The sequence below is a fragment of the uncultured Abyssibacter sp. genome, from assembly GCF_964000955.1.
Taxonomy (GTDB): domain Bacteria; phylum Pseudomonadota; class Gammaproteobacteria; order Nevskiales; family OUC007; genus Abyssibacter.
This window is the reverse complement of record NZ_CAXFCL010000117.1, coordinates 1-17,335: the sequence shown is the minus strand read 5'-3', so window position 1 is coordinate 17,335 and position 17,335 is coordinate 1. Positions and strand designations below refer to the sequence as shown.

Annotated in this window: 19 protein-coding genes; 10 read left to right on the top strand and 9 right to left on the bottom strand. The window is 65.4% G+C overall.

The genetic code is table 11. The features are described 5' to 3' along the window. Positions 1 to 105 precede the first annotated feature (105 nt). On the top strand, positions 106 to 264 hold the full coding sequence (locus ABNS06_RS05445; protein ID WP_348673074.1) for a YqaE/Pmp3 family membrane protein: 159 nt from the start codon (positions 106 to 108) through the stop codon (positions 262 to 264). 50 nt (positions 265 to 314) lie between these two features. Here the strand turns inward: ABNS06_RS05445 and ABNS06_RS05440 are convergent, their stop codons facing one another. Next, positions 315 to 884, bottom strand: coding sequence for a type 1 glutamine amidotransferase domain-containing protein (locus tag ABNS06_RS05440; RefSeq protein WP_348673073.1), 570 nt, complete (start codon positions 882 to 884; stop codon positions 315 to 317). 149 nt (positions 885 to 1,033) lie between these two features. Here ABNS06_RS05440 and ABNS06_RS05435 point away from each other — a divergent pair, with 149 nt between their 5' ends. Next, positions 1,034 to 1,423 carry a hypothetical protein gene (locus ABNS06_RS05435; protein ID WP_348673071.1) on the top strand — a complete coding sequence of 130 codons (390 nt, stop codon included), beginning with the start codon at positions 1,034 to 1,036 and terminating at the stop codon, positions 1,421 to 1,423. Continuing rightward, a complete protein-coding gene (locus ABNS06_RS05430; RefSeq protein ID WP_348673070.1) occupies positions 1,424 to 2,485 on the top strand; it encodes an AI-2E family transporter in 1,062 nt (353 codons plus the stop codon). Between the two features lie 11 nt (positions 2,486 to 2,496). On the opposite strand, the gene ABNS06_RS05425 is transcribed toward ABNS06_RS05430, so the two are convergent. Beyond that, positions 2,497 to 2,997, bottom strand: a complete 501-nt coding sequence (locus tag ABNS06_RS05425) for an Mpo1-like protein (RefSeq protein WP_348673069.1) — start codon at positions 2,995 to 2,997, stop codon at positions 2,497 to 2,499. A 94-nt stretch (positions 2,998 to 3,091) separates the two neighbouring features. Here ABNS06_RS05425 and ABNS06_RS05420 point away from each other — a divergent pair, with 94 nt between their 5' ends. Beyond that, positions 3,092 to 3,796, top strand: coding sequence for a Crp/Fnr family transcriptional regulator (locus ABNS06_RS05420; protein ID WP_348673068.1), 705 nt, complete (start codon positions 3,092 to 3,094; stop codon positions 3,794 to 3,796). A 43-nt stretch (positions 3,797 to 3,839) separates the two neighbouring features. On the opposite strand, the gene sbcB is transcribed toward ABNS06_RS05420, so the two are convergent. After that, positions 3,840 to 5,273 carry an exodeoxyribonuclease I gene (gene sbcB / locus ABNS06_RS05415; RefSeq protein WP_348673067.1) on the bottom strand — a complete coding sequence of 478 codons (1,434 nt, stop codon included), beginning with the start codon at positions 5,271 to 5,273 and terminating at the stop codon, positions 3,840 to 3,842. 124 nt (positions 5,274 to 5,397) lie between these two features. Here sbcB and ABNS06_RS05410 point away from each other — a divergent pair, with 124 nt between their 5' ends. Both ABNS06_RS05410 and ABNS06_RS05405 read left to right on the top strand, forming a co-directional pair. After that, positions 5,398 to 5,640 carry a helix-hairpin-helix domain-containing protein gene (locus tag ABNS06_RS05410; protein ID WP_348673066.1) on the top strand — a complete coding sequence of 81 codons (243 nt, stop codon included), beginning with the start codon at positions 5,398 to 5,400 and terminating at the stop codon, positions 5,638 to 5,640. Between the two features lie 120 nt (positions 5,641 to 5,760). Next, positions 5,761 to 7,104 carry an adenylate/guanylate cyclase domain-containing protein gene (locus ABNS06_RS05405; protein ID WP_348673065.1) on the top strand — a complete coding sequence of 448 codons (1,344 nt, stop codon included), beginning with the start codon at positions 5,761 to 5,763 and terminating at the stop codon, positions 7,102 to 7,104. Positions 7,105 to 7,115: 11 nt separating this feature from the next. On the opposite strand, the gene ABNS06_RS05400 is transcribed toward ABNS06_RS05405, so the two are convergent. The 3 genes from ABNS06_RS05400 to ABNS06_RS05390 form a co-directional block, all read right to left on the bottom strand. Further along, the gene (locus tag ABNS06_RS05400; protein ID WP_348673064.1) at positions 7,116 to 9,035 is read right to left on the bottom strand and encodes a propionyl-CoA synthetase; all 1,920 of its coding nucleotides are present in this window, start codon (positions 9,033 to 9,035) and stop codon (positions 7,116 to 7,118) included. A 148-nt stretch (positions 9,036 to 9,183) separates the two neighbouring features. Then, entirely contained in the window at positions 9,184 to 9,513 is a 330-nt protein-coding gene (locus ABNS06_RS05395; protein WP_348673063.1) for a TraR/DksA family transcriptional regulator, read from the bottom strand. Between the two features lie 17 nt (positions 9,514 to 9,530). After that, entirely contained in the window at positions 9,531 to 11,432 is a 1,902-nt protein-coding gene (locus ABNS06_RS05390; protein WP_348673061.1) for an ATP-binding cassette domain-containing protein, read from the bottom strand. A gap of 108 nt (positions 11,433 to 11,540) precedes the next feature. Between ABNS06_RS05390 and gloB the strand changes: the two genes are divergently transcribed. Then, positions 11,541 to 12,305, top strand: a complete 765-nt coding sequence (gene gloB / locus ABNS06_RS05385; protein WP_348673060.1) for a hydroxyacylglutathione hydrolase — start codon at positions 11,541 to 11,543, stop codon at positions 12,303 to 12,305. A gap of 54 nt (positions 12,306 to 12,359) precedes the next feature. Then, positions 12,360 to 12,710 (top strand): arsenate reductase (glutaredoxin), encoded by a 351-nt coding sequence (arsC, locus tag ABNS06_RS05380; RefSeq protein WP_348673059.1) that lies wholly within the window; start codon positions 12,360 to 12,362, stop codon positions 12,708 to 12,710. A 3-nt stretch (positions 12,711 to 12,713) separates the two neighbouring features. On the opposite strand, the gene ABNS06_RS05375 is transcribed toward arsC, so the two are convergent. Then, the gene (locus ABNS06_RS05375; protein WP_348673058.1) at positions 12,714 to 14,060 is read right to left on the bottom strand and encodes an NAD(P)/FAD-dependent oxidoreductase; all 1,347 of its coding nucleotides are present in this window, start codon (positions 14,058 to 14,060) and stop codon (positions 12,714 to 12,716) included. A gap of 68 nt (positions 14,061 to 14,128) precedes the next feature. On the opposite strand from ABNS06_RS05375, the gene ABNS06_RS05370 reads away from it, so the two are divergent. Continuing rightward, the gene (locus ABNS06_RS05370) at positions 14,129 to 14,842 is read left to right on the top strand and encodes a heme NO-binding domain-containing protein (protein WP_348673056.1); all 714 of its coding nucleotides are present in this window, start codon (positions 14,129 to 14,131) and stop codon (positions 14,840 to 14,842) included. Next, a complete protein-coding gene (locus ABNS06_RS05365) occupies positions 14,839 to 15,660 on the top strand; it encodes an ATP-binding protein (protein WP_348673055.1) in 822 nt (273 codons plus the stop codon). The genes ABNS06_RS05370 and ABNS06_RS05365 overlap by 4 nt, the downstream gene beginning before the upstream one ends. A 55-nt stretch (positions 15,661 to 15,715) precedes the next feature. Here ABNS06_RS05365 and ppa read toward each other — a convergent pair whose 3' ends face one another. Beyond that, positions 15,716 to 16,249, bottom strand: coding sequence for an inorganic diphosphatase (gene ppa / locus ABNS06_RS05360; protein ID WP_348673054.1), 534 nt, complete (start codon positions 16,247 to 16,249; stop codon positions 15,716 to 15,718). Positions 16,250 to 16,295: 46 nt separating this feature from the next. Continuing rightward, positions 16,296 to 17,335: 6-phosphofructokinase (locus ABNS06_RS05355; RefSeq protein ID WP_348673053.1), on the bottom strand; the 1,040-nt coding region annotated here is incomplete at its 5' end.

Sequence of the window (17,335 nt, the reverse complement as noted above, 5' to 3'; positions counted from 1 at the left end):
CGGTTGCCGGGCATGGTCCCCGCGCGGTGTCGAGTGTCGACCGTCGTGGGCCGGGACTCCGGATGCAGGCTATGCTGGGCAGCCTGTTTCCGTGAGATCGAATACATGGACGTGATCCGCATTCTGCTCGCTATCATTCTGCCGCCGGTCGGCGTGTTCCTGCAGGTTGGTATCGGCCTGCATTTCTGGATCAACATCCTGCTGACCCTGCTGGGTTACGTGCCCGGCATCATCCACGCGGTCTGGGTGATCGTGAAAAAGTAGGGCAAAAAAACCGCCGACGTCGTGTCGGCGGTTTTGGGTCGTGGGGTTGATCAGGCCACGCTTTGCTGTTGCGCCTTGTGGCGTCCTTCCTCGATTTCCTCGACCAGCTTGGCGTTGAAGGTCGCCAGGTCACCGGGGACGCGCGAGGTCACCAGGCCCTGATCGCAGACCATCTCCTGGTCATAAACGATGGCACCGGCGTTGCGCAGGTCGACCTGCACCGCGGGGACCGCGGTCATGTCACGGTCTTCGACGACGTCGGCGCTGATCAGCACCTGCGGACCGTGACAGATCGCGGAGACGACCTTCTTCTGATCGAAGAAGTCACGGACGAAAGAAAGGGCCTGTTCGTTGGTACGCAGTGCGTCGGGAGAGAACAGGCCGCCGGGGATGACGATGGCGTCGTAGTTGCTCGCGTCGGCCTCACCGAGCAGCTGGTCGACCGGGAACCGGTCACCCTTCTCGGCGTGGTGCATGCCTTGGATGGCGTCGTCCTGGTCGGAAACGATTCGCGTGGCGATGCCCGCGGCTTCGAGCGCTTCCCTGGGGGAGGTCAGTTCGACCTGCTCGAAGCCGTTGGTTGCGAGAATGGCCACGGTATTGCTGTGCTGAGATGTCATTGTTCCTCCTTGCGGGTGAAACTCGGATGTCAGCGGCGTGAGGTATGAACCGCCTGTATGAATGCGACAGGACTCACCGCCAGCCGTTCCGCTGAATTGCACAGCGAATCCGCGTGCGGTCGACCGCGCTACCGTGTTGGAATAGGCGGATGAGTGATCCCGACAGGCTGGCGAGCGAGTCCGCGGAGACCATCCGGCGGCGGATGGCGAAACAGCGGCGCCGGATGCGCGCCGCGGCCCGCGCCAAGGCGCGCAGCACGCATATCGCCTTCGTGCTGGTGATCGCGATCGGCATGGCGCTGGTCGTGCCCCGTTATCCGGGCATTCTCATATTCATGCTGCCGCCATTCGCCGTGTTGCTGGCGTTCGCGCTGGGCGCGGGGCTTTGGCGTCTGCCGCCGGTTGTCCGCTGGTATTCGGCGCGATTCGATCGACCGCCGGGCTTCTGGCACAGCCTGATCACCGGGGGCGTGTTGCTGGGCGTGGCGCTTTGGGTGACGTATACGCTCAGCGCCTCACCACGTGCCGGAGCCTGGTAGGTGAGCGAACCCATGACCGCCGTGCGCGAGCGCGGGCCCATCTACGGGGTGCAGGTCGCCATTCTGGTGATCCTGATTCTGAGTCTGCTGCGTGTGGGCCGGGATGTGCTGTTGCCCATTGTGCTGGCCCTGTTGCTGAACGTGACGCTGCGGCCGGTCATCGCCCGATTGCGGCGAGTGGGGCTGCCGGCGCCGGTGTCCGCAGGCTTCGTCGTGGTGTCGCTGGTCGGGCTGGTGGGTCTGTTCGTGTATGCCGCCTACGATCCCATGCTCCACTGGCTGGAAACCGCTCCGAGATCGATTCAGGAGTTGCGATCTCAGGGGGAGGGCGATCTTGCCGACGTGAAGAAGGCGACTGAGGCCGTCAGCGAGATCACCGCCACCGGGGAGGATGGCAAACGTCCCATCATCGTCCAGCAGGCGGATTCGACCGTCACGGCGCAGCTCGCGGAGGGTGCGAAGACGGCGGCGGGGCTTACCGGGATCACGCTGATCCTGCTCTACGTGTTGCTGGCCACCGGTGATCTGTTACTGCGCAAGCTGGTTCAACTTGCGGCGGGATTCTCCGCGCAGCGCCGTATTGTCGTCACGGTCCGGGCACTGGAGGCTCACCTGGCGCGCTATCTCGGCACCATGCTCCTGCTCAATCTCGGCGTTGCGCTGGTCGTCAGCGTTGGTCTGTGGGCCGCCGGTTTCGAGGACCCGATTCTGTGGGGCATGGTCGCCGGCCTGCTGCGCTTCATTCCCTACGTGGGGAACACCGTGGTGGTCGCGATCCTGCTTACGCTGGGGGTCCTGGCCTACGATCCGCTGTGGATGATGGTCGCGCCGCCAATCGTGTATCTGGCGTTCATCACCGTTTACGGCAACGTGTTCGAGCTGTTCGTGCACGGGCGCCGGCTGGCGCTGAACCCGATCATGCTGTTCGTGTACGTGCTTTTCTGGGGCACGATCTGGGGCATTCCCGGCGTGCTGATCGCCGTGCCCCTGCTGGCGGCGACCAAGGTGATCGCCGAGCAGGTGCCGGCGCTGCGACCGCTGGGGCGGTTCGTCAGCGCCTAGTCTGAAGAGACTTAATGCGCCGGGCTTCGCAGCGGCGTGGTCCGCATGCCCAGCCGGCGGTAGACCTTCTCCATCACGAACAGCGGCCCGATCAGCAGAAAGACCACGTCTTCGCCGAATGACGGCTTGGCGCCCTCGACCTCGTGGCCGTAGAACTGGATCGCCCAGGCGGTGATCCAGATCGCCGCGGACACGCCGGCCAGCAACCAGCCGGAGCCGCCCAGCGCGAGGATGCCCAGCACCGACAGGGCGTACCAGCCTGTCATGACGACCGCGCTGCGCAGTGACAGCTTGAGGTAGAACGCGCCTGCGAACGGCGCGCCGATGGTCGCCACGTTGACGAATTCGGCGATGGAGGGGTCCAGGCCCAGCCAGCCGCCCACCGGGATGCACCACAGCAGACCCAGCGTCGAAAAGACGATGAACGGCACGCAGATCATGTGAATCAGCTGGTTGGTCGGATTCTGGTGATCACGCTGATAGGCTTGCAGAAGTTCCTGTCGTGTCCGCATCTCGGGTGTCTCCTGGGGATGATGTGAACCGTAGAGTGCCGGCCGGGCGGCTGACAATCTGTCACCTGGATGACAATTGAGGAGACTTTTGCCGATGAGCATGGATCGCGGTGCGGCCAAGGCGCTGATTGCGTCCAGCGAGTGGTTTCGGGAGCTGCCGCCGGAGGTGGTCGAGCGGCTGGTCAAGCTTGCGCGCCTGCGGCGACTGCAGGATGGCGAGCGCCTGTTCTCGCAGGGCGACGAGGCGGACGGCCTCTACGGTGTCATGAGCGGTCGCATCCGTATCAGCAGCACCGGTGCCGATGGCCGCGAACTGCTGGTCCAGTTGTTCGAACCCGGCGCCTGGTTCGGCGAAATTTCCATGTTCGATGATCTGCCGCGCACGCATGACGGCGCGGCGCAGGGGCCCGCGGCGGTCCTGGTGATTCCCAAGGCCGACTTTCGTGCGCTGCTGGAGCGCGAGCCGGGCCTCTATCCGCATTTCCTGCGCATGCTGTGCCGGAAGCTGCGCCGCAGCTTCGGCTACATCGAAAGCGCGGCGTTTCTTCCGCTACGGGGCCGCATTGCCTATCGCCTGACCGAACTGGCTCAGCTTCACGGGCGTGAAGCCGACGACGGCGCCATCGAGATCGGCCTGCACCTGCCGCAGGAGGAGCTGGCGCGCATGGTTGCCTCGACGAGGCCCAGCGTGTCCAGGGAGCTCAAGGCGCTGGAGGCCGAGGGCGTGCTTGATATTGCCTACGGCAAGGTTCGGGTTCTCGACGCCAAGCGCCTGGAGAAGATGGCCGAACCCGCCTGAGCGGTGGCCGCCCTGCCGCGTTTGCGCGAATGCTCCAGGGTGCCTAAAGCGAGTCCGTCAGCTGGCGACCCCAGTCCGACAAGGCCTCGAGCACCTCGATCGCTGTCGGCTCGTCGGCGCAGCGGGCTCGAAGCAGCGTGATCGTCTCGTCGAAGTCGCCGAGGCTCAGGCCGCCGTCGGGCGCGAACTCCAGTCGGTTGCTGCGGAACTGGTTCCACTCGTCTCGCTCGGCATCGTTCAGTGATTCCGGGTAGTAGCGTCCGCGGTAGCGCAGCAGCAGGTCGTGCAGCCGCTTGTCGCGGAACGGCAGTTCCAGGCCGTCGAACTCCGCCGGCGCCATCTGCAGTACTCGGTCGCAAAGGCGCCGGTCGTCGTTGTCGACGAAGCCGCCGTAAAGGTCCTGTTCGGGATCGTTGGGCGCGTCGAACTCGGCCATGGCGAACACCGCCGAGACCTTCTCGGCCACGCTGTCCAGCGAGTCGGCGAGCCGCTTCCAGTGCTGGCGACACTGGTCCAGGTCCAGCGCCAGCCGCTCGGCCTGATCCGGTTTCAGCGTGTTCACAGGGACCAGGACCGGCGCGCGGTTGACGTGGATGCCTTTCAGCGCGATCCGTTCGACATCCTCGGGCAGGTCGGCCCGTGGCGTGAAGATGCGCTCGTGTACGTCGACCGCCGGCAGGTCGATCAGCGCCTGCGGGTCCTGGCGCAGGTCATAGGCGATGACCGCGTTGCCGTTGGTCGGGTGCGGGCAGATCGGCATGACCAGGCTCAGGCAGCCCTGCGCCGCCGGAAACTTCTCCGAGATGTGGAGCACCGGCACATGGTTGTCCAGGTCCAGCATGCGGCGCGCCGACGCCTTGTCCCGATTGCCCCAGACGAAGTCGTAGAGGCGCGGTTGCCGGTCACGGATCAGCCCGGCCAGCGCGATGGTGGCGCGGACATCGGAGACGGCGTCGTGCGCTTGTTGCTGCTCCAGATGGTTGGCCATGGCCAGGTGTTCAAGCTTGAAGCTGGGCTGCCCGTCCTCGCGCAGCGGCCACTCGATGCCCTCCGGACGCAACGCGTAGGTCAGGCGCACCATGTCGATGATGTCCCAGCGGCCGCAGCCGTTGCGCCATTCACGGGCATAGGGATCGTGGAAGTTCCGCCAGGCCGTGTGGCGGGTGACCTCGTCGTCGAAGCGCAGACTGTTGTAGCCGACGCCGATGGTGCCGGGCGCGCCGAGTTCTCCCAGCACCAGACGGATGAATTCGGGCTCGATGACGCCGCGTTCCTCCGCCATCTGCGGCGTGATGCCGGTGATCAGGCAGGCCTCGGGGCTGGGCAGCTGATCGGTCGGCGGCTTGCAGAACCACTCGATCGGCTCGCCGATCGGGTTCAGGTCGGTGTCGGTGCGGATGGCGGCGAACTGGGCCGGACGATCGAAGCGCGGGTTGGCGCCGAAGGTTTCGTAGTCGTGCCAGAGGAACGTGGTCATCCGCGCAGTTTAACGATCCCGGCCACTGACGACCGGTGTCCGGTTTTCGGGCGGTTTTTCGTAGTTCGTGGTTGAGCCAATCAACTGGGGATGGACCCCGAGGGCAGGCGCTATGCGAGTCAGCGTGTTTTTGCTGTTTGCGCTGCTGTTGTTCAACACCGCGCAGGCCGGCGCGGTTTACATCAACAAGGCAGACGCCCAGACCATCAGCAGCGAACTGGAGGGCGTCAGCCGCCCGCTGGCGCAGCGCATCGTCCAGCATCGGCGGGACAACGGTCCGTTCCGTTCCGAGGCGGACCTGTCGCGGGTGCCTTACGTTGGCGAATCGCTGATCGAGCGGAATCGGCGCTACATCATTTACGACTAAGCGTCATTTACGGCTGAGCGTCGGCGGTCGCGTTGGTCGGGCTGACCAGGCGCGCGCTTCGGAACGGCGACAGTCGCGCGTCGGCGGCTTCGGTATGCTCCCGGGTCGTTGGGAGAATCCATGTATCCGCAAACCCGCTACGTCCAGTCTCACGGGGGCGATGTCGCCTACCAGGTCATCGGCGAAGGCCCGGTGGACCTGCTTTATTGCGGTGGCCTGCTGTCCCACCTTGAACTGGTCTGGGACTATCCCGAAGCCGAGCGTTACCTGGCACGGCTGGCGGCGTTCTCCCGTCTGATCCTGGTGGACCGGCGCGGGGTTGGCATCTCCGAGGGGCTGCCCAGCGAAGCGTTGCCGTCGCTGGAGGACTGGTCCGATGATCTGCTCGCCGTGCTGGACGAGGTCGGATCGCAAGCAGCCGCGTTGTTCGTGGAGCGTGACGCCGCGCCGCTGGGCATCATGCTCGCCTGCCGCCACCCGGAACGGATCACCGCGATGGTGCTGGGCAATGCCACGGCCTGTCTGCTGGCCGATGACGCGTTTCCCGACGGCGAGGAGGAGGCTGCGCTCGCCAAACTCGCCACGCTGGTGCGTGAGCATTGGGGCACGGAGAAGCTGTCCGGCTTTGCGTTGCCCAGTCGCGGCGAGAACGATCATCATTTCGCCCAGAAGGCGGCGCGTTTCCAGCGTTCGGCGGCCACGCCGTCGGCCGCCGCTGCCCAGTTGAGCTATTTCGCGCGCTGCGATGTGCGTCATCTGCTGCCGCAGATCCACTGCCCGGTGCTGGTCGTGCACCATCGCGACTACGCCGTGATCAAGGCGGCGCATGCGACCTACCTGCGCGACACGCTACCCAACGCCGAACTGCTGATGCTGGACGGCGGTGACGCGTTCTTTCTGTACCAGGGCGGTGACACCGTGCTGCGGCGCATCGAGGCCTTTCTCACCGGCCGCCAGGATCAGACCCAGGCCGATCGGGTGTTGCAGACGATTCTGTTCGTCGACATCGTGCGCTCCACCGAGACGGCCAGCGAGCTGGGCGATGCCGAATGGCGCAACCGGCTGGCGAACTTCTATTCCATCGTCGAGCGCGAGCTGGCGCGTTACGGCGCGCGGATCATCGATGAATCCGGCGACGGGCTGTTCGCCGTGCTGTCAGGGCCGACGCCGGCGATCCACTGCGCCCGCGCGGTGCGCGACGCGGTGGCGCAAATCGAACTGACGGTTCGGGCGGGGATTCATGCTGGCGAGTGCGAGGTTTCCGACGACGCCGTGCGCGGTCTGACCGTGCACATCGGCGCCCGCATCGCCGCCGAGGCAGCGCCGGGCGAAATCTGGGTGTCACGCACGGTGCGCGACCTAGTCGTGGGTTCCGGGCTGATCTTCCGGCACCGCGGCCCGAAGCGCCTCAAGGGCGTTCCGGGCGTTTGGCGCCTGTTCCGGGTCGAGGAAGACGACGAGTAGCCGCCACCGGCTCAGGCGGCGGCGCTGCGGTCCGTCTTCGGGTAGCCCAGATCGGCCAGCGCCTCACGGATTTCATCGAGAATCGCCGGGTCGTCGACCGTGGCCGGAACCGGGCAGGGCTCGCCGTTGGCCAGCTTGCGCATGGCGCCGCGCAGCACCTTGCCCGAACGGGTCTTGGGCAGGCGTTTCACGACACCCACGGTGCGGAAGCAGGCCACTGCGCCGATGCTGGCGCGCACGGCCGCGACCAGTTCCTGGCAGACGGTGGCCTCGTCACGGTCGACCCCCGACTTGAGCACGACCAGCCCGACCGGCAACTGTCCCTTCAGCGCGTCGGCGGCGCCGATCACCGCGGCTTCCGCGACATCCGGGTGGGCGGCCAGAACCTCTTCCATCGCCCCTGTCGACAGCCGGTGGCCGGCGACATTGATGATGTCGTCGATCCTGGACATGATCGACAAATAGCCGTCCTCGTCGATGAATCCGGCGTCACCGGTCAGGTAGTAGCCCGGAAAGCGGCTCAGGTAATTGTCGCGGTAGCCGTCCTCGTTGTTCCAAAGCGTACTCAGCGTGCCGGGCGGCAGTGGCAGCTTGAGCACGATGTTGCCGATGTGGCCGGCCGGGACCGGTTCTCCGGCGTCATCCAGCACCCGGATGTCGTAACCCGGAACGGCCACGCTGGCCGAGCCGGGCTTGATCGGCAGCGGCTCCAGACCACGGCAGTTCGCGGCCACGGCCCAGCCGGTTTCCGTCTGCCACCAGTGATCGACCACCGGCACCTTCAGGTGTTGCTGGGCCCAGGCGATGGTGTCCGGATCCGAGCGCTCGCCGGCCAGATAAAGCCCGCGCAGGCTGCCGATGTCGTGGTTGCCCAGATGTTCGCCGCGCGGGTCTTCCTTCTTGATCGCCCGCAGCGCCGTCGGCGCGGTGAACAGCACGTTGACCTTGTACTGGTCGATGACGCGCCAGAAGGCGCCGGCATCGGGCGTGCCGACCGGCTTGCCTTCGTAGAGGATGCTGGTGCAGCCGCGGATCAGCGGCGCGTAGACGATGTAGGAATGCCCGACAACCCAGCCGACATCCGAGGCTGCCCAGTACACGTCGCCCGGATGGCTGTCATAGACGGTGCCCATGGAGTAGTGCATCGCCACGGCATGACCGCCGTGATCCCGAACCACGCCCTTCGGCTTACCGGTGGTGCCGGAGGTGTAAAGAATGTAGAGCGGATGGGTTGCGTCGACCGGCAGGCAGTCGGCCGGTTCGGCGGCCTCGCAGGCGGCGTACCAGTCGATGTCGCGGCCCGGCTTGAGCGGATGATCGCATTCGGGCCGCTGCAACACGATGCAGCGCGGCACCGGGTGTTCGGCGATCTCCAGTGCTTCGTCCAGCAGCGGCAGATAGGGAATGGTGCGGTTGGGTTCAATCCCGCAGGTCGCGGTGACGATCAGCGCCGGCTTGGCGTCGTCAACACGCTTCGCCAACTCCGGCGGGGCGAAGCCGCCGAACACGACGGAGTGCACGGCGCCGATGCGTGCGCAGGCCAGCATGGCGATCACCGCCCCCGGCACCATTGGCATGTAGATGATCACGCGGTCGCCAGCCTCGACGCCTTCGTTGCGCAGCGCGCCGGCGAATCGGGCGACCTCGTCGCGCAGTTCGGCGTAACTGTACTGACGGTGCGAGCCGGTGACCGGGCTGTCGTAAATCAGCGCGGCCTGGTCACCCCTGCCAGCATCGACATGGCGGTCCAGGGCGTTGAAACAGGTGTTGAGCTGCCCGCCCGGGAACCAGGCGTAGTCCTCGTCGCTCTCGGTCCTGAGCACCGTGTTCCAGGGCTGGTCCCAGTGCAGGGCTTCCGCCTGCCGTGCCCAGAATGCGTCGGGATCGTTCAGTGAATGCCGCAGTTCCCGTGCATGTACCTCGCCTACCATGTCTCCACCTCATCGGTCTTGGCCGGTTTGGATCAGAGCATAGGCCGATCCCCGGCTTTGTCATTTCGACCTTGGTCGCAGGCATCACCGTAGCGAAGGCAGGAGCCTCGCCGAATGCCTTGCCGACGAGCGGATTGCGGGGCTGAAGTCAGCCGGTTTCGGCGGATTCCGCGCAGCGCAGGCAGCGCGTGACCGCGGGATTGGCCAGCAGACGTCCTGACGGAATCGGCTCGCCGCAATCCTGACATTCGCCGAAGTCATCCTGGTCGACGCGTCGCAACGCCCGACGGGTGGCCGCGAGTTGCTGGCGCAGGCGTTGCAGGCTGGCGCTGGCCATGGACTGGGCCTGCATTGCATCCATGCGGGACAGGCGCCCCTGCCGGGTCTGGTCCAGCTCCACCGGTCGGGCGGCCTCCACGGCTTCCCGCTCCGCGGTTTCCAGGTCGCCAAGCGTGTCCGACAGTCGCTTCTTCAGCATTGCACGCTCCCCCGGACTCACACCGTCGAATCCTCCTGGTCCAGCACTTCGGCGGCTTCGAGCCATTGCGCTTCGGCCGTTTCCAGCGCCTCGGCGGTTTCGCCGCGCTTGCGACCCAGGCGTTCGGCGCGGTCCGGTTCGCGCTGATAGAGATCGGCGTCGGCGAGCAGGCCGTCGAGTTCGGCCAGCTCCCGTTGCAGGCGGGCCATGGTTTCCTCGGCGCGCTTGAGTTGCTGGCGCATCGGTTTGGCCATGGCCTTGCGCTGCGCCGTCACGTCGCGGCGCCGGCCATCGGAGGGTGGTGCCGTTTCTGACGCGGCTTCGGAAGCTCGTTGGCGGTTTTCGTTGCTCGCGCCACTGCGCAGCCAGCGACCGTAGTCGTCCAGGTCGCCTGAGAATTCCGACTGGCGGCCATGGGCGATCAGCCACAGCTTGTCGCAGGTCGCGGCGACCAGATGGCGGTCATGCGACACCAGCACCATCGCCCCTTCGAAACTTTGCAACGCCAGCTCCAGCGCGTGACGCATGTCCAGGTCCAGATGGTTCGTCGGCTCATCCAGCAGCAGCAGGTTCGGCTGCTGGTAGACGATGCGGGCCAGGCAGAGCCGAGCTTTCTCACCGCCCGACAACGGGCCGACCGGTTCCAGCACGCGGTCGCCGCGAAAGTCGAAGCCGCCCAGAAAGTTTCTGAGCGCCTGGGTGCTGGCCTTGGGGTCGTCGCGTTGCAGGTGCAGCAGCGGGCTGGCGTCCATGTCGAGCTGATCGACCTGGTGCTGGGCGAAATAGCCGATCCGCAGATACTGATGACGCTGGATCACGCCGGTGGACTGCACCGGGCCGTCGCAGAGCAGGTTGATCAGCGTGGATTTGCCGGCGCCATTGCGACCCAGCAGGCCGATGCGGTCGCCGGGCTGGATGTCCAGCTTGAGCTGCGAGAGCACCGGCTTGTTCCCGTAGCCCACGCTGGCGTCGTCGATGCGGATCAGCGGCGAGGGCAGGCGATCCGGCGTGGGGAATTCAAAGGAGAACGGGGAATCCCAGTGCGCCGGTTCGGCGACCTGCATGCGCTCCATCTGCTTCAGGCGGCTTTGTGCCTGGCGCGCCTTGGAGGCCTTGGCCTTGAAGCGGTCGACGAACTTCTGCATGTGCGCCCGCTGCTTTTCCTGAGCCGCGTGAGCCGCGGCCTGCTGCATGCGCTGCTGCGCCAGCGTGGCCTCGAAGGTCGAGTAGTTGCCGGTGAACAGCGTCGCGGTCTGACCGACCAGATGAACCGTGTGCGTGGTGGTTGCGTCGAGAAATTCGCGGTCGTGCGAGATCACCAGCAGGGTGCCGCCGTAGGCGCGCAGCCATTCCTGCAACCAGAACACGGCGTCCAGGTCGAGATGGTTGGTTGGTTCGTCCAGCAGCAGCAGATCGGAGCGGCACATCAGCGCGCGGCCGAGATGCAGGCGCATCTGCCAGCCGCCGGAGAAGGCGCCGACCGGGTTACCGATGACATCGGCGTCGAAGCCCAGCCCGTCGAGCAGACGGGCCGCGCGTGACTCGGCGGCATAGCCGTCCACCGCGTACATGCGCTCGTGGGCGGTGGCGATGGCCTGAACGTCGCCGGCGGCTTCGGCGTCGGCCACGGCGCGTTGCACCTCGCGCAGTTCGGCGTCGCCGTCCAGCACGTAGTCCAGCGCGCTGCGGTCGCGGTCGGTGATCTCCTGGCTGACGCTGGCGATGGTCAGACCGGCCGGCACCTGGAGTTCGCCGGCATCCGAGTCGATTTCACCCAGGATCAGCGAGAACAGGCTGGATTTTCCGGTGCCGTTGCGGCCGACGATGCCCACGCGCTGACCGGCCGACAGCGTCATGGTGACGTTGTCGAGCAGCTTGCGGGGGCCGCGGCGCAGGGCGACCTGATTCAGGGTGATCACGATGGGAACCTTGGTTTGTCCGGATGCGCGTTGCGCAAAGCGGGAATTATACGGACGCCCAAGCTCGCGCTAGCATGGAGGCAAGTTTTCCGACATGTCGGGTCGCGGATGTTGCAAGTCCATCAATTTCCTTGTCTGTCAGACAATTACTGTTTCCTGATTCGTGACGACGCGACCGGTTGTGTCGCCTGCATCGACACGCCGGACGGCGATGCCATCGCCCGCCAGCTCGATGACCTGGGCTGGTCGCTGGACTGGATTCTGAACACGCACTGGCATCCCGATCATGTCGGTGGCAACACGATGCTCAAGGCCCGTTACGGCTGCCGGATCATCGGTCCCGCTCACGAGGCCGACCGAATTCCCGGCATCGACCAGACGGTCGACGAGGGCGACGAGGTGATGGTCGGCGAGTGTCGGGCGGAGGTGCTCCACACGCCGGGGCATACGCTGGGGCACATCGTCTACCACTTCGCCGACGAGCATAAGGCGTTTGTTGGCGACACCCTTTTCGCGCTGGGCTGCGGGCGCCTGTTCGAAGGCACGCCGGAGCAGATGTGGAACTCGTTGTCGCGGCTGCGCGAATGGCCGGATGACACGGTGATCTACTGCGCGCACGAGTACACCCAGGCCAATGCTCGCTTCGCGCTGAGTGTCGACGGCGACAATCCGGCATTGCGTGAGCGCGCCGAGGCGGTGGATGCGCAGCGGGCGCGCGGCGAATTCACGGTGCCCACGACCATTGCGCTGGAGCGGGCGACCAACCCGTTTCTGCGTGCCGACGATGCCGACCTGCAGGCCGCTGTCGGCATGAGTGGTGCGCCGCTGCCGGACGCGTTTGCCGAGATTCGTCGACGCAAGGATGCGTTCTAGAAGGACCGTCCCCGCATCGCTAGACTCTGCGGCCCACCGACGACGGGCGAACGCATGTCACTGACGATTTTCCACAACCCCCGCTGCAGCAAGAGCCGGCAGACCCTGGCTCGTATCGAGGATGCCGCTGCCGAGCATGATGTGGTGCTTTATCTGGAGACACCGCCTGATGCGGTGACGCTCAAGGGCATGGTCGACAAGCTGGGCCTGCCCGTCACCGACATCATCCGCTTCAAGGAAGCGCTGGCGAAGGAGCTGGGCATCAGCGCCGGGGATGACCGGCCGGAAGCCGAATGGATCGAATTGCTGGTGGCGCATCCGAAACTGCTGGAGCGTCCGATCGTCGTCGCCGGCGACCGGGCAGTGATCGGCCGGCCGCCGGAAAATGTTGACGCGCTGCTCTAGTCGTCAGCTCGCCTTGCGGTCGATGATGACGCCGTGATCGGCCTGAACGTCGGCCGTCTTCGGCGGGTTGCCGGTGATCAGGCGGTCCGCCGAGGTTCCGAAAAACCGCGATAGCCACTGGATGGTGACCGTCATTCGCTGATCGGGCTCGATCAGTGAGGCGATGTGGATGAGCGACCACACCAACCAGGCGAAGGCGCCCTTGACCTTCCAGCCGAAGATCTCGCCGACGCAGCGGTAGCGGGCGATGATCGCCATCGACCCCTTGTCGTGATAGTGGAACGGTTTGGCCGCCTTGCCCTTGGCCTGTCGCTTGAGCTGTTTGGCGACGTATCGGCCCTGCTGCATGGCCACCGGGGCCAGCCCGGGCAGCGTGCCGCCCTTGCCATCAGGTGCACAGGCCAGATCCCCGATCACGAAGATGTTCGGATGGCTGGGCATTTGCAGGCATTCGTTGACGACCAGGCGGCCGGGCTTGTCCGTTTCGCCCTGGGTGCGGGCGGCCAGGGTCCTGCCGAACTGTGACAGGGTCACGCCAGCGGCCCAAAGCACGTTGCCGGTCTCGATGGTCTCCGTGCTCTTGTCCGGCGCCTGGATCGTCACCGAGTTCTCGGTGATGTCGTTGGCCATCCGGTTGGTGCGGACCTCGACCTTGAGTTCTTCCAGCATCGTCTTTGCCGCGTCCCGCAGATTGTCCGAATACGCCGGCAGGATGTTGTCGGTGCCCTCGACAAGAATGATGCGGGCATCGCGCGGGTCGATGGCCCGGAAGTTGCCGACCATGACTCGCTGCGTGAGATCGCCCAGTGCGCCCGCCAGCTCGACGCCGGTGGGGCCGCCGCCGACGATGACGAAGGTCAGCAGCCGGCGTCGCCGCTCCGGGTCCGGTTCCTTTTCCGCTTCCTCGAAGGCGCGGAACAGCCGGTGACGCATTTCCAGCGCATGCTCGACCGTCTTGAGCCCCGGCGCATGCTCACGCCAGTGGTCGTTGCCGAAATAGTGGTGCTTGACGCCGGTGGCGGCGATCAATGTGTCGTAGGGTGCCTCGCCGCCTTCGTAGAACACGATCTGGCGGTTCACGTCCACGTCGTAGACGGTGCCGAGCAGCGTGCGCACGTTCGGGTACTTGCGCAGCACGACGCGCTGCTGGGTCGAGATGTCGCCCACCGTGAGCGTGCCGGTGGCCACCTGGTAGAGCAGTGGCTGGAACAGGTGGAAATTTCGCTTGTCCAGTAGCGTGACGTCGTATCCGCTGCGCCCGAGTGCACGGGCCGCGAACAATCCCCCGAATCCCCCCCCGACGATCACGACACGATGCTGGTCCGATGGTCTGGGAGTCTGTTGCTGCATTGGCTGAGACCTCCGATGTCTGAATGCTGCGGTGCAGCAGAATAACATGCCGCCCGTCTTCACCTGAGATGGTCCTCGGGCTGCTACGCTCCGTCCGGTCCGATGAACGGAGTGGTGGCGACCAGCGGGTTTCCGAGGCTGGCTTTCACGCGTCCTTGCCTGATCCTGCGATAAGTTCAGCCTGTCGTCGCAACCGGTTCGTCACGGGCGATCGGGTCTGTTGGGCGGGGATGTCGTCGATGATGGGTATCGTATTCACTGAGTTTTTCGACATGGTCGAGCACCGGCACGGCCTGCGCATGTCCGAGCAGTTGCTGGACGCCGTGGCGCCTGCGAATGAAGGCGCCTATACGGCGGTCGGCAACTACGACCATCAGGACATGATGAGATACGTCGCCGAACTTGCCCGGGACACCGGGCGGTCGGTGGACATGATTCTGGCCGAATTCGGCGAGTATCTGTTCGAGGTCTTCGTACGCCGTTACCCTGGGTTGATTGAGTCGGCAGGATCGGCCATCGAATTTCTCGGTTCCGTCGAAGCGTTCATTCACGTGGAAGTCGTCAAGCTCTATCCCGATGCCGAGTTGCCCCATTTCGAGTACCCGGTTCGCGAACAGGGCCGCTTGGTGATGGTGTACCGGTCCAGCCGCTGGCTGGCTCCATTTGCGCTGGGCCTGATTCGGGGGTGTATCGCGCATTTTGGTGACGCGTTGGAGGTGCGGATGACCGATCTGTCGGAGCAGGGCACCAGAGCACGGTTCGAGATCACGCCGGTGGCATGAACGAGTCCGACGAACTGCCGCTGCTGCGACGCAAGCTGGCCCGCGAACGCAAGGCGCGGGAAGAAGCGGAGACCCTGCTCGAAGCCAAGGCGCGGGAGCTGCATGAGCGCAATCGCGAGCTGCGCCGGTCCAACGAGGAACTGGAGCGATTCGCCTACGCAGCCTCGCACGATCTGCGTGCACCGCTGCGCACGATCGCCGGATTTTCGGATTTGCTCCAGCGCAAGGAAGCGGCGTCGATGTCCGACTCCGGACGCGAGTTCCTGGAGCTGATCCAGGAAGCCGTGTCGCAGATGGACAACCTGATCGAGGATCTGCTGCAGTTCTCGCGCGCCAATCGGGTTGAGGTGAACTTCGAGCCCATCGATCTGGCCGAGGTGATCGACGACGCCAGTGACCGCCTGCGTTCGCTGATCGAGCAGCAGTCGGCGACGATCGAGGTCGGGCCGCTGCCGCAGGTGTCGGGGCATGCCGGCTTGCTGACGCGTTTGTTCCAGAACCTGATCAGCAACGGCTGCAAGTTCGCCCGGCCCGGGGTTCCCCCGGTCGTGAGAATTTCAGCGGCGCCAGACGGTGATCAGGTCTGTGTCCGGGTGGAGGACAATGGCATCGGCATCGAGCCGGAGTACCAGGAACAGATCTTCCAGATGTTCGCGAGGCTGCACAACGCCGACGACTATCCCGGTACCGGGATTGGTCTGGCGCTCTGCACCCGCATCGTCGAGCGGCACAGCGGACGGATCGACGTGGTGTCGCAGCCGGGAGAGGGCGCGACGTTCCGCGTGTGGCTGCCCGGGCCGGCGGGTGGTGGGTCCTGACAGGCGCCGGACCGGGTGGGAACCACCACGATCCGGCATGCCGTCGATCCGCTGATCAGGCGTTCTTGTACGCCTCGATCGATTTGGCGATCTCTTCCTTGGCCTTGGCCGCGCCTTCCCAGCCGGTGACCTTGACCCACTTGCCGTCTTCCAGGTCCTTGTAACGCTCGAAGAAGAACTGGATCTTGTTGCGCAGGCGGATGGGGACGTCGTCCACGTCCTGGATGTCGGTGTAGAAACCGGTTGAAACCTTGTCGGTGGGCACGGCCAGGATCTTGGCGTCCAGTCCGGATTCGTCCTCGGTGTGCAGTACGGCGACCGGGCGGCACTTGATGGCGCAGCCGGGCACGATTGGGTACGGGGTCAGGACGAGCACATCGACCGGGTCGCCGTCATCGTAAAGCGTCGCCGGCACGTAGCCGTAGTTCGCCGGATAGTGCATCGCGACGTTCATGAAGCGGTCCACCATCAGGACGCCGCTGTCCTTGTCGATCTCGTACTTGACGGGGCCGGTCTCGGCGGCGATCTCGATGACGACGTTGACCTCGTCCGGCGCGTTCTTGCCGGGCGTCATGGAATGAAAACTCATCAGTATTCTCTTTGGCTGGTTGAGTGGATGTCTTAACGGGATGTACTTAGAGGGTGAACTCGCGGCCGGTCTTCTTCTCGACCCGGACCTTTCTGAGCCTCACGTACCGCGGCATGCCGTTGCGGTAGGGTGGTGGTTGCTCCCCCTGGATCAGGGGCAGCATGTACCGGCGACAGGCTTCGGTGATGTGAAACCCGTCCTCGGAAATGTAGTCGGCGGGCATGGTCTTCTCGACGTTGGCCACTTCCGACAATGGAGCCTCGCCCAGCGTCCATCGATAGGGCTCGTCGGATTGGCGTTCGATCGTGACCATGACGCCCGACTTGCCGGCGATGGCGTACTCCACCGCGGCGCGGCCCGCGGCGTAGGACTGCTCCAGGTCGGTCGCCGAGGCGATATGCCGCGCCGAGCGCATCAGATAGTCGGCGATGGCGTAGTGGTACTTGAGCCCCAGTTCGGCCTTGATCAGCGCCGCCAGTGACGAGGCCACGCCGCCGAGCTGGGTGTGGCCGAAGGCATCGGTGGTGCCGGCGTCGGCGACGAAGCGGCCGCTTGCGTCCTTGATCCCCTCCGAGGCGACGATGGTGCAATAACCGTAGGCCCGCACGCAGGCGTCAACACGCTGGAGAAACGCCTTGGGGTCGAAGGTGACCTCGGGAAACAGCAGGACATGCGGCGATTCGCCCTCCGCCTCGGCGGCCAGGCCGCCGGCGGCCGCGGTCCAGCCGGCGTGTCGACCCATGACCTCGAGGATGAACACCTTGGTCGAGGTCAGGCTCATCGACTCCAGATCGAAGCCGGCCTCGCGGATCGACACCGCCGTGTACTTGGCGACCGAGCCGAAGCCTGGGCTGCAGTCGGTGAACGGCAGGTCGTTGTCCATCGTCTTGGGGATGTGAATCGCCTGGACGGGATAACCCATTGCCTCGCCGAGCTGAGACACCTTGAGACAGGTGTCCGCCGAGTCGCCGCCGCCGTTGTAGAAGAAGTACCCGATGTCGTGTGCGCGGAACACCTCGATCAGGCGCTCGTACTGTTCGCGGTTGGCTTCCAGGCTCTTGAGCTTGTAGCGGCAGGAGCCGAAGG